Source organism: Acinetobacter sp. YH12108, assembly GCF_013419055.1.
Classification (GTDB): Bacteria; Pseudomonadota; Gammaproteobacteria; order Pseudomonadales; family Moraxellaceae; genus Acinetobacter.
The window spans coordinates 1-14,665 of the sequence record NZ_VPAW01000039.1 but is presented as its reverse complement, the minus strand read 5'-3'; the positions used below and the strand labels follow the sequence as shown (position 1 = coordinate 14,665).

Sequence of the window (14,665 nt, the reverse complement as noted above, 5' to 3'; positions counted from 1 at the left end):
GAGAATTGAGACATCAATATGGCAATAAACTGATCCCACCGGGAAGCCGCTCTAAATTTCTGTCCAACATGGTGCACTTTAGCAAGTTGTTCAAAATCCTGTCGCACAACAGGTTTAATTAGCTCATAAAATACGGTATTCTGATATGACAAAACCTGAATCCTGGTCGTTAAAGTGTTTGTTTGCACTCATATTTTAACTGTTAGGACTCAGGTTTTTTTATTTAAAGCAAACTATGGGACAGCAGTGACCCGGAGGTTGCTTTTTTATTTAGGGTGTATTGATGCTTACTGATCAATAATGTCTGTGCCCTTTGGCGGAGTAAAGTTAAACGTAGATGCCGGAATCGTGGTATTCAGTTTTACATTACTAAATTTAATATTCGTAGTCTGACCTAAGGAATCTTGCAAAATCATCAAGCTAGGCGCTTTGTTCGCACCAAAACTAATAGTCAGGCTTTCAAACACCCCATCGGTATTTTTCGGATAAAGCGTGTAATAGGTTTTAGCTTTATTCGGCTGAGTTACGCGATAAGATTGCATAATCTGGCTGGTATTGCCGGACAATAATAACGCCGGTGTATTTGCCACCTGGTCGTCTAGACTCTGACGCACTGCTTGCTGCAAGTCCGGATCATAGATCCATACGGTTTTACCTGTAGTAGCAATAGTCTGTTTCGACGGGCTTGAAGTTTCCCAGTAGAATTTACCCGGACGTGCCACTTTCATCACACCTTTAAAGGTCTGGTTCATGTGCTGCGCGGTCAAGCCTTTTTTCTGGGTCGCTTTCGGATTCGTGACTTTAGTCGTTTGTTCAAAATTTGCAGTTAAGCTACGGATATTGCTGAGCTGTTTCACCAGATTCGCAGTAGCTTGCTGCTCCGTCGCTGCAGTTGCGGCAAATACAGTCGTGCTCATGACAGGTGCCAGTGTCGCCGTACCGATTGTTATGGCACATACAGTTTTACGAAGCATACTCATAATCTCACCTTTTTGTATTTGCATATTGCTATTTATCTAATGGCTCATATTAAACCAATTTCTCGAACTAAGATGATAGAAAATAAGAAGTTTTGTATTGTTATTAATGCAGAATTCCTGTTTTTATTCATCATGATGAAGATTCAATAGTGATATTTACATTCGCTGTCACAGCTTTATAAGCCGATAAATCTTCATGCATAAAAAAACCCACAGAAACTGTGGGTCTTTTTTCTATTTCAGCAAATTATGCTTCAACAGATACGTAGCGACGGCCAAATTGACCTTTCACTTCGAATTTTACTACGCCATCAGCAGTAGCAAATAATGTATGGTCACGGCCCATACCTACGTTTTGACCAGCGTGGAATTCAGTACCACGTTGACGAACGATGATGTTACCTGCAGTTACAGTTTGGCCACCGTAAACTTTAACACCTAACATCTTAGGATTCGAATCACGACCGTTCTTAGTCGAACCACCGGCTTTTTTAGTTGCCATGTCTATTTACTCCTAGTAATTAGCCTGAGATACCAGTAATTTTCAACTCAGTGAACCATTGACGGTGACCTTGTTGTTTACGGTAGTGCTTACGACGACGCATTTTGATGATGCGGATTTTGTCGTGACGACCATGGCTAACTACTTCTGCAGTTACTTTAGCGCCAGCTACAACTGGAGCACCGATTTGAATGCTATCACCGTTTACAAGCATAAGTACGTCATCAAACGTAATTGTTGAACCAGTTTCAGCTTTCAATAATTCAACTTTAAGGGTTTCACCCTCAACTACACGGTGCTGTTTACCACCGCTTTGGATTACTGCGTACATAATGTACTCCAAACATGCCCGTGTCGACGTGCCGATAAAGGAATATATCGATCTTAAAACGCGCGCCACTGGGGGTTATACAAGGGCAAAGATTTTAAGGGATATTATAAGAAACAACAAGCCATTTTAAGGAAATAATCATGAACTCCATTACAAAGCCTATAAATCATTAAATTATTCATTTAAAATCAAAGATTAATACCGGATATACTGACCAAAAAACGCTGCTTAATTCCGAGTTTTCCGGCTACCTGAGAATGTTTAGAAAAAAACTTTAGCGGAAAGATATTGTTCATTTTTTAAATGTCGAAATTTAGGCTAAACTCGAATAAGTGCTATAAAAAGCTGATTTTTAGTCGAGTTTGTGCTTTTCTTAGCTTTCACTCATGTTATAAATTGTTAAACTACCCGCTGCGATTTACCAAACTAGAGGTTTTCTTTCACATGGCCATCGACTTTAAGCAAGATATTCTCGCTCCTGTTGCTAACGACTTTGCTGCGATGGACACATTCATTAACGAAGGAATTACCTCAAAAGTAGCGCTGGTGATGGCGGTCAGCAAGCATGTGGTTGAAGCTGGCGGCAAGCGTATGCGCCCCATCATGTGCCTGTTGGCAGCGAAAGCCTGTGGCGCAGTGGAACTGGAACAGCATCGCAAACTGGCCGCCATTATCGAAATGTTGCATACGGCAACTCTAGTTCATGATGATGTCGTGGATGAGTCAGGCTTACGCCGTGGCCGTCCAACTGCCAATGCGACCTGGAACAATCAGACAGCTGTGCTAGTGGGTGATTTCCTAATTTCGCGTGCCTTTGATTTGTTGGTCGACCTTAACAATATGACCCTGCTCAAAGACTTCTCTACGGGTACCTGCGAAATTGCCGAAGGCGAAGTTCTGCAACTGCAATCGCAACATCAGCCAGAAACCTCAGAAGAAACCTATTTGAGCATTATTCATGGCAAGACTTCTCGCCTGTTTGAACTGGCGACCGAAGGTGCCGCTATTCTTTCCGACAAGACTGAGTTCCGTGAACCGTTACGTAAATTCGCCGGTCACTTCGGTAATGCTTTCCAGATTATTGATGACATTCTGGACTATACATCTGATGCTGAAACCCTAGGTAAAAACATCGGTGATGACCTGATGGAAGGCAAACCGACCCTGCCATTGATTGCTGCCATGAAGAATACGACCGGGGAATCGCATGAAATTATCCGTCGCAGTATTGCAACGGGCGGAACAGATCATTTGGCAGAAGTCATCAAGATCGTAAATGATTCTGGCGCCTTGGATTATTGTCGCCAGCGTGCAACTGAAGAAACAGAAATTGCAATTCAAGCCTTGAATGCACTACCCGATTCAGAGTATCGTCAGGCCCTCATTAATCTGGCCAAACTGGCTCTTCACCGGATTCAATAGCCGCTTACCTCGCCTATGCATATTAATTTTCTTGATATTTTTCAAAGCATGCAGCACCAGCTTGAACAACCACAGGCGGTGCTGGATGAGAATTTGCTCATCCAACTTGTAGAACGTATACGCCCAGAAGACAGCAGAAATACAGAAGAAATCGAAACAAAATTTAATGCATTTATCCGGGCCTTACTGCTCACTCCCAATGCAGTCTTAACCTTACAAAGTTTCACTTTAAGAGTTATCAATCGTTATAAACAAGCCAGCCTGTTTTCCGATACTGGGATTCTTTCTCTAGATGGTTTTTGGAACCAGCTGAATCAGCGGATCGGGGCACATATCCTGCCGGTGATTCCAGATCATCTGCAGCTTCAGGAATTGTTTCGCAAGATTTTCTATTTGCGTACCGATAAATACTGGCTGGATTATTTTGATGAAGCGGACTGGCAGCGACTTTTTGCCGTTGTAAATCAGGGTCATTCTAATCAGGTAGAAAAAACCCGAATCAAAGATCAAATCATTAAAGCACTAACCATTCTGTCCTACCGGGTGAGTGGGATCGGTCTGCATCCTGAATTTATTAATGCCCAGCCTGAACTCATGGAATATGAATCACCTTTTCTGGTGCAAAACCGTGAGATCATTGAATTTATCCAGGAATATAAAAAACGCTATAACACCGTAGAACTGGTAGATGCGATTACACCGCCAGATGCTTCCCAAGCTCTGGTCATGCTGGAGCAGTGTCACGATGTTGTCGCCAAAATTCGCCGCTCTACCAAACGGATCGGGGTCAGTGTCAGCCTGACCTATATGCTGGCCTTGCTGGAACAATGTCTGGAACGGATTGAAATCCTGCTGAATATGGTGCTGGATGATGATGACCTGCGTTATCAATCCATTGGTCTGTTTATCGCAGATATTACCGAAGCAATTTATAGTGAACGCAGTGTGCGTGCTTTACTGACCACCAATAGTGAACTCCTGGCTTTACAGGTGACTGAAAATGCCAGTAAAACCGGTGAACATTATGTAAGTACCGACAAGCAAGGCTTTCTGGCCATGTACAAATCGGCAGCCGGTGCCGGAGTTATCATTGCCTTTATGGCCTCGCTGAAAGTCTTAATGGCGCGTGTCACTATGGCACCTTTAATGCAAGCCTTTAGCTATAGCATGAACTATTCGCTCGGTTTTATGCTCATTCATGTGCTGCACTTCACCGTTGCAACCAAACAGCCGGCGATGACTGCAGCTGCACTCGCTTCTACCGTACAACAGCGTAAAGGTTCGAAAACCGCCCAGATTGCTGAACTGGCTGCACTGATTGTGAATATCATTCGGACCCAGTTTGTCGCAATTCTTGGGAATATTTCGATTGCCATTCCGGTCGCGGCCTTGATTGCTTTTTTCTGGGATGCCGCATTGCATGAACCGTTGATGAATCATGCCAAAGCAGCCAAAACCCTGCATGACCTGAATCCCTTTACCTCTCTGGCTATTCCACATGCGGCCATTGCTGGGGTCTGTCTATTCCTGTCAGGTTTGCTGGCGGGTTATTTTGACAATATGGCAGTGTATCGCAAGGTCGGTCCTCGTCTGAGAGCTCATGTTCGCCTGTCGCAACTCATGGGACAAGAACGTTTGCATCGATTTGCCGATTATATTGAGCGTAATCTGGGTGCACTGGCGGGTAATTTCATTTTTGGGGTTATGCTGGGCAGTATGGGTACCATCGGTTTCATTCTTGGCTTGCCTTTAGATATTCGTCATATTGCCTTTGCCTCTGCCAACTTTATCCAAGGACTGATCAATATTAATGGTCCAGATATTGGACTCATTATCATCTCTTTTCTGGGTGTTCTGCTGATTGGTCTGACTAACCTTTTTGTAAGTTTCAGCCTGACCATTATTGTGGCATTACGCGCACGACGGGTGCGTTTCGAACAGTGGAAACCGCTCGCCAAACTGGTCATGACCCATTTCCTGACTCGCCCAAGTGAGTTTTTCTGGCCGCCGAAGCAAACCATTGAAATTGACGAAAATCATACATCCACAAAACTGTAAAATTGCGAGAATATTTGGGCATTTAGGTACAAAATCCCATAAATAAAAAATGGAATTTGCATAAAATACGCACTCTTGAAAAAAAGTGTACTGGCAAGTACACTTTAGCGCAGACAGTTAACCGGTTGAATAACGGTTAAAAGGACAAGGATTTTTGGCATGCATTACTTGTTACTTATTGTCGGAATTTTATTTTTAATTTTCAGTGTGTTATTTCTTGATATTGCAACTTTAAGCCAGTTAGATGTGCTTGCAATAGAATGGATTAGCGGCTATCGCACAGAATTTTTAAATCAAATTAATCAGTCCTTATCAGTGATAGGTGGCATGCCATTTGTATTATTTTTATCCACACTATGGTGTATTTTTCTACTGTGGTATAAAAAGCATGCAAGCGTAATTTTTATATGTATCGGAATTATCGGAGGAATTCTCCTAGGCTGGCTTTTAAAATTCAGTATTGCCCGACCTCGACCAGCAGAGTCTTTTCATCTGGTTGAAAGCTATGGAAGCTCCTTCCCGAGTGCCCATAGTGTCTATGCAGCCTGTCTCGGCTGTCTGGCAATATTCATATATCGGCAACATCCCCGACATACCATCATCTGGATGGGTGCAGGTGCATGGATGCTGATTATGGGTGTTTCAAGAGTTTATCTAGGTGTACATTTTCCTTCAGATGTCATATCCGGCTGGAGTATAAGTTTTATTTGGATTTCGTTGTGGTATATGGTCTGGATCAGATATTGCACGGCTCACAAATAAAAAAATTTAGATAAGAATCCAATTGAGGTGGAACAATGATGTCTGCAAAGCTTTGGGCACCCGCCCTGACTGCTTGCGCATTAGCAACAAGTCTTGCACTTGTTGGTTGTAGCAAAGATCCTAAAGAGGGCCAGCAAGCTGGTGCTCAGCAGCAAATGCCACCGACTGAAGTCGGTATTCTTGTTGCACAGCCACAAAGTGTCGAGCAGTCTGTAGAGCTCTCAGGTCGTACAACAGCATTTGAGATTTCTGAAGTACGTCCACAGGCTAGTGGTGTGGTGCTTAAACGCTTATTCACTGAGGGTAGCTATGTCCGTGAAGGTCAGGCGCTGTATGAAATCGATTCAAGCACTAACCGTACTACTGTTGATAATGCCCGTGCTGCGATTGCCCGTGCTGAAGCGAATTTAGGTGTATTGCGTGTTAAAGAAGGCCGTTACCGTCAACTGGTCGGTACCAATGCCATTTCTAAACAGGAATACGATGACATCGCAGCACAGGTCAAACTGGCTGAAGCTGATTTGAATGCCAACCGTGCAACTTTACGTAATGCTGAAATCAACCTGGGCTATTCAACCGTACGTGCACCGATTTCTGGTCAGACCAACCGTTCTTCAATTACGGCGGGTGCGTTAGTGACTGCAAATCAGACAGAACCACTGGTTACGATTCAGCGCCTAGATCCAATCTATGTAGATATCAACCAATCCAGTGCTGAACTGCTGCGCCTGCGTCAACAGCTAAGCAAAGGCAACCTCAACAGCTCAAACAACACCAAAGTGAAGTTAAAGCTTGAAGATGGCAGCATCTACCCTGTCGAAGGCCGTCTTGCATTCTCGGATGCCAGCGTGAACCCTGAAACAGGTACTGTGACTTTACGTGCAGTATTCCCGAACAAGAACCATTTACTTCTGCCAGGTATGTTTGCCACAGCGCAAATCGTACAGGGTGAAATTCCAAATGCCTTCATGATTCCACAAGCGGCGTTAACCCGTACGCCTACTGGTCAAGCCATGGCGATGCTGGTGGGTGCTGATAATAAAGTGACTCCACGTCCAGTAACGACAGTCGGGACTCAAGGCAGCAACTGGATCGTAACCGAAGGTCTTAATCCGGGTGATAAAGTGATTGTTGACGGTATTGCTAAGGTAAAACCTGAACAGCAAGTGGTGCCTAAACCTTATCAACCTCAAGCGGCTGCCCCACAAGGTGCTGCTCAACCAGCTGCACAGCAACCTGCAGCAGATGCAAAAAAGGCAGATGATGCAAAGAAACAACCTGAACAAAAACCTGCTGCAAATGCATAAGGAGTAATGGTTCATGGCTCAATTCTTTATCCATCGCCCGATTTTTGCATGGGTGATTGCATTGGTAATTATGCTGGCGGGTATTTTGACCATCAGCAAAATGCCAATTGCTCAATATCCGACGATCGCGCCACCGACAGTCACCATTTCTGCGACTTATCCGGGTGCATCTGCAGCGACTGTAGAAAATACAGTAACACAGATCATCGAGCAGCAGATGAACGGTCTGGATGGCTTGCGTTATATTTCTTCAAACAGTGCCGGTAACGGTCAGGCATCCATCGCCTTAAACTTTGAACAAGGTGTCGATCCTGATATCGCACAGGTACAGGTACAAAACAAGTTACAGTCTGCGACTGCACTTTTACCTGATGATGTACAACGTCAGGGTGTACGTGTTACCAAATCTGGTGCCAGCTTCCTTCAGGTATTAGCCTTCTATTCTCCTGATGGCAGCCTGACTGCAGATGACATTAAAGACTATGTGAACTCAAACATTTCTGAACCTTTAAGCCGTGTGGCCGGGGTTGGTGAAGTTCAGGTCTTTGGTGGTTCTTATGCAATGCGTATCTGGCTGGATCCTGCCAAAATGGCCAGCCTGCAAGTGACTCCAAGTGATGTGGCTCAGGCAATCCGTACCCAGAACGCTCAGGTGGCTGTCGGTCAATTAGGTGGTGCGCCACAGATTGAAGGTCAGGTGCTGAATGCGACGGTGAATGCGCAAAGTCTGCTGCAAACACCTGAACAGTTCGAAAACATCTTCTTGAAAAATACCACTTCAGGTGCTCAAGTCCGTCTGGGCGATGTCGCACGTGTAGAACTGGGTGCAGACAACTACCAGTTTGATTCTAAATTCAACGGTAAACCAGCTGGCGGTGTTGCGATTAAACTTGCAACTGGTGCCAATGCGCTGGATACCGCTGAAGCAGTTGAAGAGCGTTTAAAACAGTTACGTCCGAACTATCCTCAAGGGATGGTGGATACACTGGCATTTGATACCACACCATTCATTCAGTTATCGATTGAATCGGTAGTTCATACTCTCATTGAAGCGGTCATTCTGGTCTTCATCGTAATGTTCCTGTTCTTGCAGAACTGGCGTGCAACGATTATTCCAACCATGGCCGTTCCAGTGGTTGTATTAGGTACTTTTGCAATCATTAATATCTTCGGCTTCTCGATCAATACCTTGACCATGTTTGCGATGGTTCTTGCAATTGGTCTGTTAGTCGATGATGCGATCGTTGTGGTCGAAAACGTTGAACGTGTCATGGCTGAAGAGCATCTTGATCCTGTGAGCGCGACTGCAAAGTCGATGAAACAGATCTCTGGTGCACTGATCGGTATTACCTCTGTACTGTCTGCAGTATTCGTACCAATGGCATTCTTTGGTGGTTCTACAGGGGTTATCTATCGCCAGTTCTCAATCACGCTGGTCACAGCAATGGTTCTGTCTCTGGTGGTGGCCTTAACCTTTACCCCTGCCCTGTGTGCGACCATTCTGAAACAGCATGATCCGAACAAGCCGCAAAGCAACAACCCGGCTGCGCGTTTCTTCCGCTGGTTTAACCATAGCTTTGACCGTGTTTCTGTGAAATATCAGGGCGGTGTCAATCGTATGACCCACCACAAGATTTTCTCCGGTATCATCTATGCGGTGGTGATCGGGATTATTGTGCTGATCTTCCAGAAACTGCCTTCTTCATTCTTACCTGATGAGGACCAAGGTGTCGTGATGACGCTGGTACAGTTGCCACCAAATGCAACCCTAGAACGTACCGATAAGGTCATCAATACCATGACCGGTTACTTCCTGGAAAATGAAAAAGATCATGTCCAATCTGTCTTCAGTGTGGCTGGTTTCTCATTCACAGGTGTAGGTCAAAACGCTGGTCTGGCATTTATTAAACTAAAAGACTGGTCTGAACGTACCACACCAGAATCACAGGTCGGTGCAATTATCCAACGTGGTATGGCACTGAACATGATTGTGAAAGATGCGTCTTACATCATGCCGTTACAATTGCCAGCGATGCCTGAACTGGGTGTGTCTGCCGGCTTTAACATGCAGTTAAAAGCAGCAAGTGGTCAAAGCCATGAGCAACTTTTAGCAGCGCGTAATACTGTTCTGGGTCTGGCTGCACAAGACAAACGTCTTGCAGGTGTCCGTCCAAATGGTCAGGAAGATAACCCGCAGTACCGTGTGATTGTCGATCATGCACAAGCCGGTGCTTTAGGTGTCAGCATTTCTGAAATTAACAGCACTATGAGCATGGCGTGGGGTGGTTCGTACATCAACGACTTCCTTGACCGTGGTCGTGTGAAGAAAGTATATGTTCAGGGTGAAGCCAGCTCTCGTATGATGCCAGAAGACCTGAACCAGTGGTATGTTCGTAACAACCGTGGCGAAATGGTACCGTTCTCGGCATTCGCAACCGGTGAATGGACCTATGGTTCGCCTCGTCTGGAACGCTATAACGGCGTATCTGCGATGAACATTCAGGGTACACCAGCACCGGGTGTGAGCTCAGGTGATGCAATGCGCGCAATGGAAGAAATCATTGCCAAGCTTCCTGAAATGGGCATGCAAGGTTTCGACTATGAATGGACTGGTCTGTCTCTGGAAGAACGTGAGTCTGGCGCACAAGCACCATTCTTGTACGCGCTTTCACTGTTGATCGTGTTCCTGTGTCTGGCTGCATTGTATGAAAGCTGGTCAATTCCATTCTCGGTTCTTCTGGTTGTACCACTAGGTATCGTGGGTGCATTACTATTGACCTTTGGCGGTATGATTCTGTTTAAAGACCCGAACCTGTCGAATAACATCTACTTCCAGGTAGCGATTATCGCCGTAATTGGTCTTTCTGCGAAAAATGCAATCTTGATTGTGGAATTCGCCAAAGAGCTGCAGGAACAAGGCGAAGAGTTGTTTGATGCAACCTTGCATGCGGCAAAAATGCGTTTACGTCCAATTATCATGACCACCCTTGCCTTCGGTTTTGGTGTACTTCCACTAGCACTTGCTTCAGGTGCCGGTGCGGGTAGCCAGCACTCTGTCGGTTACGGTGTCCTCGGGGGTGTAATCAGTTCGACGCTTTTAGGTATCTTCTTTATTCCTGTATTCTACGTGTGGATTCGAAGTATCTTTAAATACAAACCAAAACAACAAAATCAGGAGTACTAGTCGTAATGCAAAATATATGGTCTATTACAGGTCGTAGCATTGCGGTATCTGCCCTCGCGCTTGCTTTGACTGCATGTCAAAGCATGCGTGGCCCAGAGCCCGTTGCAGAGGCAAATATCCCAAGCAGTTATACCAATGCTTCAGGTACTTCTGTAGCAGAACAGGGTTATAAAGAATTCTTTGCTGACCAGCGCCTGTTACAGGTACTGGACTTGGCATTGACCAATAACCGTGATTTGCGTACTGCCGCATTAAACATTCAGCGTGCCCAACAGGCTTATCAGATTTCTGAAAATGACCGCCTGCCAACCATTGGTGCGAGCGGCAGCGTGTTACGTCAGGATACTGGCAGTAACAACCCGCAAAGCCGTGGCGCTGTAACGACTTATAATGTCGGTCTAGGCGTAACTGCATTTGAGCTGGATTTCTGGGGTCGTGTGCGCAGCTTGCGTGACAATGCACTGGATACTTATCTGGCGACTCAAAGTGCGCGTGATGCGACTCAGATTTCTCTGATCGGTCAGGTGGCCCAAGCATGGCTGAGTTACTCATTTGCCAATGCCAATCTGGCGCTGGCTGAGCAAACGCTGAAAGCCCAGCTTGAATCTTACAACCTGAACAAGAAACGTTTTGATGTGGGGATCGATAGCGAACTTCCAGTACGTCAGGCACAGATTTCTGTTGAAACTGCACGTAATGATGTTGCCAACTATCGCACCCAGGTGGCTCAGGCACAAAACTTGTTAAATCTGCTTGTAGGTCAACCCGTACCGGCCAACCTGTTACCGGCACAACGTGTTACCCGCATTACCTCTAATGCGGCACTAGGTGCAGGTTTACCAAGTGATCTGCTGATTAACCGTCCGGATGTACGTGCAGCTGAATATCGTCTGTCTGCTGCAGGTGCCAATATTGGTGCTGCCCGTGCGCGTCTGTACCCAACGATCAGTCTGACGGGTTCTGCAGGTTTTGCATCTGCGGATCTGGGTGATCTGTTCAAATCTGGCAGTTTTGCGTGGTCTATAGGCCCAAGTCTGGATATTCCAATTTTCGATTGGGGTACACGTCAGGCCAATATTCGTATTTCTGAAACAGATCAGCAAATTGCGCTGTCAGATTATGAAAAATCCATTCAGACTGCATTCCGTGAAGTGAATGATGCCCTGGCGGTACGTCAGAATATTGGTGACCGTATTGCTGCTCAACGCCGTCTGGTTGATGCGACTAACACGACTTACCGCCTGTCTCTAGCACGTTTCCGTGCCGGTATTGACAGCTATCTGACTGTACTGGATGCACAACGTGCTTCATATGCAGCGGAACAAGGTTTGTTATTACTTGAACAGGCGAATCTGAACAGCCAGGTTGAGCTGTACAAGAGTCTTGGTGGTGGTTTGAAAGTTAACACTTCAGACACCGTACCGTATCGCCCGTCTGTGACCGAACAGCGTCGTGCCGAACAGGCAAAATAAGCTTAATCTCTTTTTCAGAAAAGCTCACTTCGGTGGGCTTTTTTTATACGTTGGTCCAATAGCCGATATATTTTATTGAATCAAGAAATCTGTATACTCAATTGGATGAGACTTAACACTTTATAAAATGTAAATCGATGAAAAAAATATTGTTATCTGCCTTGGTAAGTTCAATTTTCTTAACCGCATGCCAACAAAAAAATACAGTAGATTCAAAACCTGAACCAACAGCGGAAACCGTCGCTGAAAAAGAAAGCTTACCGTTGATTAAGGCTAAAACTGAACGTGTACAGCTCAGTAAAAATGAAGTATGCCATCCAGCCAGTGAGGATGAGTTTGCCAGTTGCACTAAATATCATCTGCAAACAGTGAAAACGAATGTAAATTGGTTAAACCAATATTTTTTGGAGCGTTTGCAAAAAGACCATGCTGAAGCTTTCGACAAATCACCTGCTGTAGAGGTCACTCTTGATCCTGAAATGCCATCAACCAACTACAGTACCACTGCTGTACGTTATATCGGTCAGCATTACAATATCGCAAACTTTACATACTTTTCCGAATATTACCCAGCAGGCGCTGCACATGGTATGCATCATAGTGACTACGTTATTTTTGATCTCAATACCAAGCAGCGTTTAAGCCTGAATGATATTTTGGCACCTGCAAGCAAAGAAAAACTCAAAACTGAACTTTACGAACATAATCGTGAGTGGCTTGAACAACATCATATTGAGCAAAATGCATTTGAAGTAAGTGATAATTTCTATTTCAATGCCAATGGAATTGTATTTGTCTATCCATTGTATGAATTGGCTTCTTATGCAGAAGGTATTACTGAACTTGAACTTCCCTATTGGTCAGCTCAAAGGGTGATCCAAACAAAGTATTTACCCCAGCTGCCTGAGTCATCTGAAGAAATTTATAATGACTAAACTATCTATTTTAAGTGTAATAATAATCAAAGTATTTTTTCTAATTTAGGGAGATGAATGTTACTAAGCAATCTGGAATCTGTACCGGGACATACCATTCGCCAGCAAATCGATGTGGTCTATGGCAGTACTGTGCGCAGTAAGCATGTTGGACGTGATTTGCTGGCCGGCCTGAAAAATATTGTCGGCGGCGAGTTGACCGCTTATACCGAATTACTGGAAGAATCCCGTCAGGAAGCCATGAACCGGATGATTGAAAAAGCTCGCAGTATGGGTGCCAATGCGATTGTGGGTATTCGTTTTTCTACCTCAAATATTGCCCAAGGTGCTTCTGAACTGTTTGTTTATGGCACAGCAGTCATCGCTGATCCAGTCATGCCTAAACTGCCTGATCCATTTCCACAGGCGAACTAATGCATGGACGGATTGATTATACAGATTGTCATTTTCGCCATTCTGTTCAGCGTGGGTTTCGGTTTTGGTCGCTATAACGAGCGCAAGCATCTGCAATATCTGGATGAGCAGGAACAGCGTTTAGCTTATATCCGGGTCAATAATAGCCGTTTTAACGAATCTACATTCCCCGGTCATATGATCAGCAGCAATGTGGTCATTTCACATGATTACTTTAAATATGCGATTGCTAATGTGCAAAACATGTTAGGTGGTCGTTTGACCAGTTATGAGAGTGTCGTTGAACGGGCACGACGTGAAGCTATAGTACGGTTAAAACTGGAAGCAGAAAAAATGGGCGCTGACCAGATTATGGGAATCCGCCTCAGTACGACTGAACTTGGCATGCAAGGCGGTATGGTTGAAGTCTTTGCTTATGGCACCGCAATTCAAGCCAAGTAATTATGCTTCTGCAAGCTTCTCTACAAATAGAATTCCATTCAAGTGATCAATTTCGTGCTGTACAATTCGTGCCGGAAAGCCTTTGAACACTTGAACCATTTCATTTCCCTCTAACGTAAAATAACGTACCTGAATCTCTTCTGCTCGAACTACCCTCCCTCTTTGCTCGGGCACACTTAAACAGCCTTCCTCACCCAATACTTGTGTAGCTGAAGTACTGATAATCTCCGGATTGATCATGGTCACAGCTTCCATATACGGCGCGTCTGGATAACGTAAATTGGGCCGTGATGCGACAATAATAATGCGTTTAGAGACATAAACCTGCGGTGCTGCAATGCCCACGCCCTGACGTTGTTGCATGGTCTCCATCAAGGCGCTGTTAAATTGCCGCAACCAGTCACTGTCAAATTCAGCCTGTGTGACCGGACTGGCAATTAGGGTTAAAATGGCCTCACCTTGCTGTGCCACCGCCAAGGTATTTGTCATCGCGCTATCCTGTATTTTTTTCATTTAACTCTATCTTAGAGGGAAAATTACAGAATGAACATCATACTAAAATGAATAAATACGTCTAAAAAAGATAAGCTGTGTTTTAAGTAGTATGTCGAAATCCAGCTTATGGTTGCCTTAAAAACTTCACTTAACAGGAAAATAATTAGGGTCTGTTGACACTTACTGTTCATAATTAACCCTATAAAGGTAGCCATAAAAATATACAGGCTAAGGTAACAGAACTTTGATAATTTCTTTTGAGCTTGTCATATCGAGTAGCTATTCCTCTAAATTGCTTTAATCTACAAAACATATTTTCAACTAAATGCCTGATTTTATATAAATACCAGTCCATATGGCCA

14 protein-coding genes and 1 pseudogene are annotated in these 14,665 nt (G+C 44.6%); 9 read left to right on the top strand and 6 right to left on the bottom strand.

Translation table 11 applies throughout. From position 1 onward, the window contains the following. From FTU46_RS15855 to rplU, 4 genes are all read right to left on the bottom strand, one after another. A partial coding sequence (locus FTU46_RS15855; protein ID WP_180105317.1) for a DUF4372 domain-containing protein occupies positions 1–152 on the bottom strand: 152 nt, incomplete at its 3' end. A gap of 135 nt (positions 153–287) precedes the next feature. Then, positions 288–980 carry an outer membrane lipoprotein chaperone LolA gene (gene lolA, locus FTU46_RS15850; protein WP_004784895.1) on the bottom strand — a complete coding sequence of 231 codons (693 nt, stop codon included), beginning with the start codon at positions 978–980 and terminating at the stop codon, positions 288–290. A gap of 247 nt (positions 981–1,227) precedes the next feature. Next, a complete protein-coding gene (gene rpmA, locus FTU46_RS15845; protein WP_004784896.1) occupies positions 1,228–1,482 on the bottom strand; it encodes a 50S ribosomal protein L27 in 255 nt (84 codons plus the stop codon). Positions 1,483–1,501: 19 nt separating this feature from the next. After that, positions 1,502–1,813 (bottom strand): 50S ribosomal protein L21, encoded by a 312-nt coding sequence (rplU, locus tag FTU46_RS15840; protein ID WP_004784898.1) that lies wholly within the window; start codon positions 1,811–1,813, stop codon positions 1,502–1,504. 444 nt (positions 1,814–2,257) lie between these two features. Between rplU and sdsA the strand changes: the two genes are divergently transcribed. The 9 genes from sdsA (at position 2,258) to FTU46_RS15795 (ending at position 13,808) form a co-directional block, all read left to right on the top strand. Then, a complete protein-coding gene (gene sdsA / locus FTU46_RS15835) occupies positions 2,258–3,235 on the top strand; it encodes an All-trans-nonaprenyl-diphosphate synthase (protein ID WP_180105316.1) in 978 nt (325 codons plus the stop codon). A gap of 15 nt (positions 3,236–3,250) precedes the next feature. After that, positions 3,251–5,293 carry a site-specific recombinase gene (locus FTU46_RS15830; protein ID WP_180105315.1) on the top strand — a complete coding sequence of 681 codons (2,043 nt, stop codon included), beginning with the start codon at positions 3,251–3,253 and terminating at the stop codon, positions 5,291–5,293. A 159-nt stretch (positions 5,294–5,452) separates the two neighbouring features. After that, positions 5,453–6,055, top strand: a complete 603-nt coding sequence (locus FTU46_RS15825; RefSeq protein WP_180105314.1) for a phosphatase PAP2 family protein — start codon at positions 5,453–5,455, stop codon at positions 6,053–6,055. Between the two features lie 35 nt (positions 6,056–6,090). After that, positions 6,091–7,362 (top strand): efflux RND transporter periplasmic adaptor subunit, encoded by a 1,272-nt coding sequence (locus FTU46_RS15820; RefSeq protein WP_179992619.1) that lies wholly within the window; start codon positions 6,091–6,093, stop codon positions 7,360–7,362. Between the two features lie 13 nt (positions 7,363–7,375). Then, entirely contained in the window at positions 7,376–10,546 is a 3,171-nt protein-coding gene (locus tag FTU46_RS15815) for an efflux RND transporter permease subunit (RefSeq protein WP_159123402.1), read from the top strand. A gap of 5 nt (positions 10,547–10,551) precedes the next feature. Beyond that, the gene (adeK, locus tag FTU46_RS15810) at positions 10,552–12,018 is read left to right on the top strand and encodes a multidrug efflux RND transporter AdeIJK outer membrane channel subunit AdeK (protein WP_103799675.1); all 1,467 of its coding nucleotides are present in this window, start codon (positions 10,552–10,554) and stop codon (positions 12,016–12,018) included. 137 nt (positions 12,019–12,155) lie between these two features. After that, positions 12,156–12,953: an RsiV family protein gene (locus tag FTU46_RS15805; RefSeq protein WP_180105313.1), complete on the top strand. Its 798-nt coding sequence runs from the start codon at positions 12,156–12,158 to the stop codon at positions 12,951–12,953. 57 nt (positions 12,954–13,010) lie between these two features. After that, positions 13,011–13,367, top strand: a complete 357-nt coding sequence (locus FTU46_RS15800; RefSeq protein ID WP_004784911.1) for a YbjQ family protein — start codon at positions 13,011–13,013, stop codon at positions 13,365–13,367. 3 nt (positions 13,368–13,370) lie between these two features. Next, positions 13,371–13,808, top strand: coding sequence for a YbjQ family protein (locus FTU46_RS15795; RefSeq protein WP_004784913.1), 438 nt, complete (start codon positions 13,371–13,373; stop codon positions 13,806–13,808). Here FTU46_RS15795 and def read toward each other — a convergent pair whose 3' ends face one another. Further along, on the bottom strand, positions 13,809–14,297 hold the full coding sequence (def, locus tag FTU46_RS15790) for a peptide deformylase (RefSeq protein WP_180010582.1): 489 nt from the start codon (positions 14,295–14,297) through the stop codon (positions 13,809–13,811). It abuts the gene before it with no gap. A gap of 205 nt (positions 14,298–14,502) precedes the next feature. Continuing rightward, positions 14,503–14,665: pseudogene (locus FTU46_RS15785) on the bottom strand (IS5/IS1182 family transposase); the annotation flags it as partial.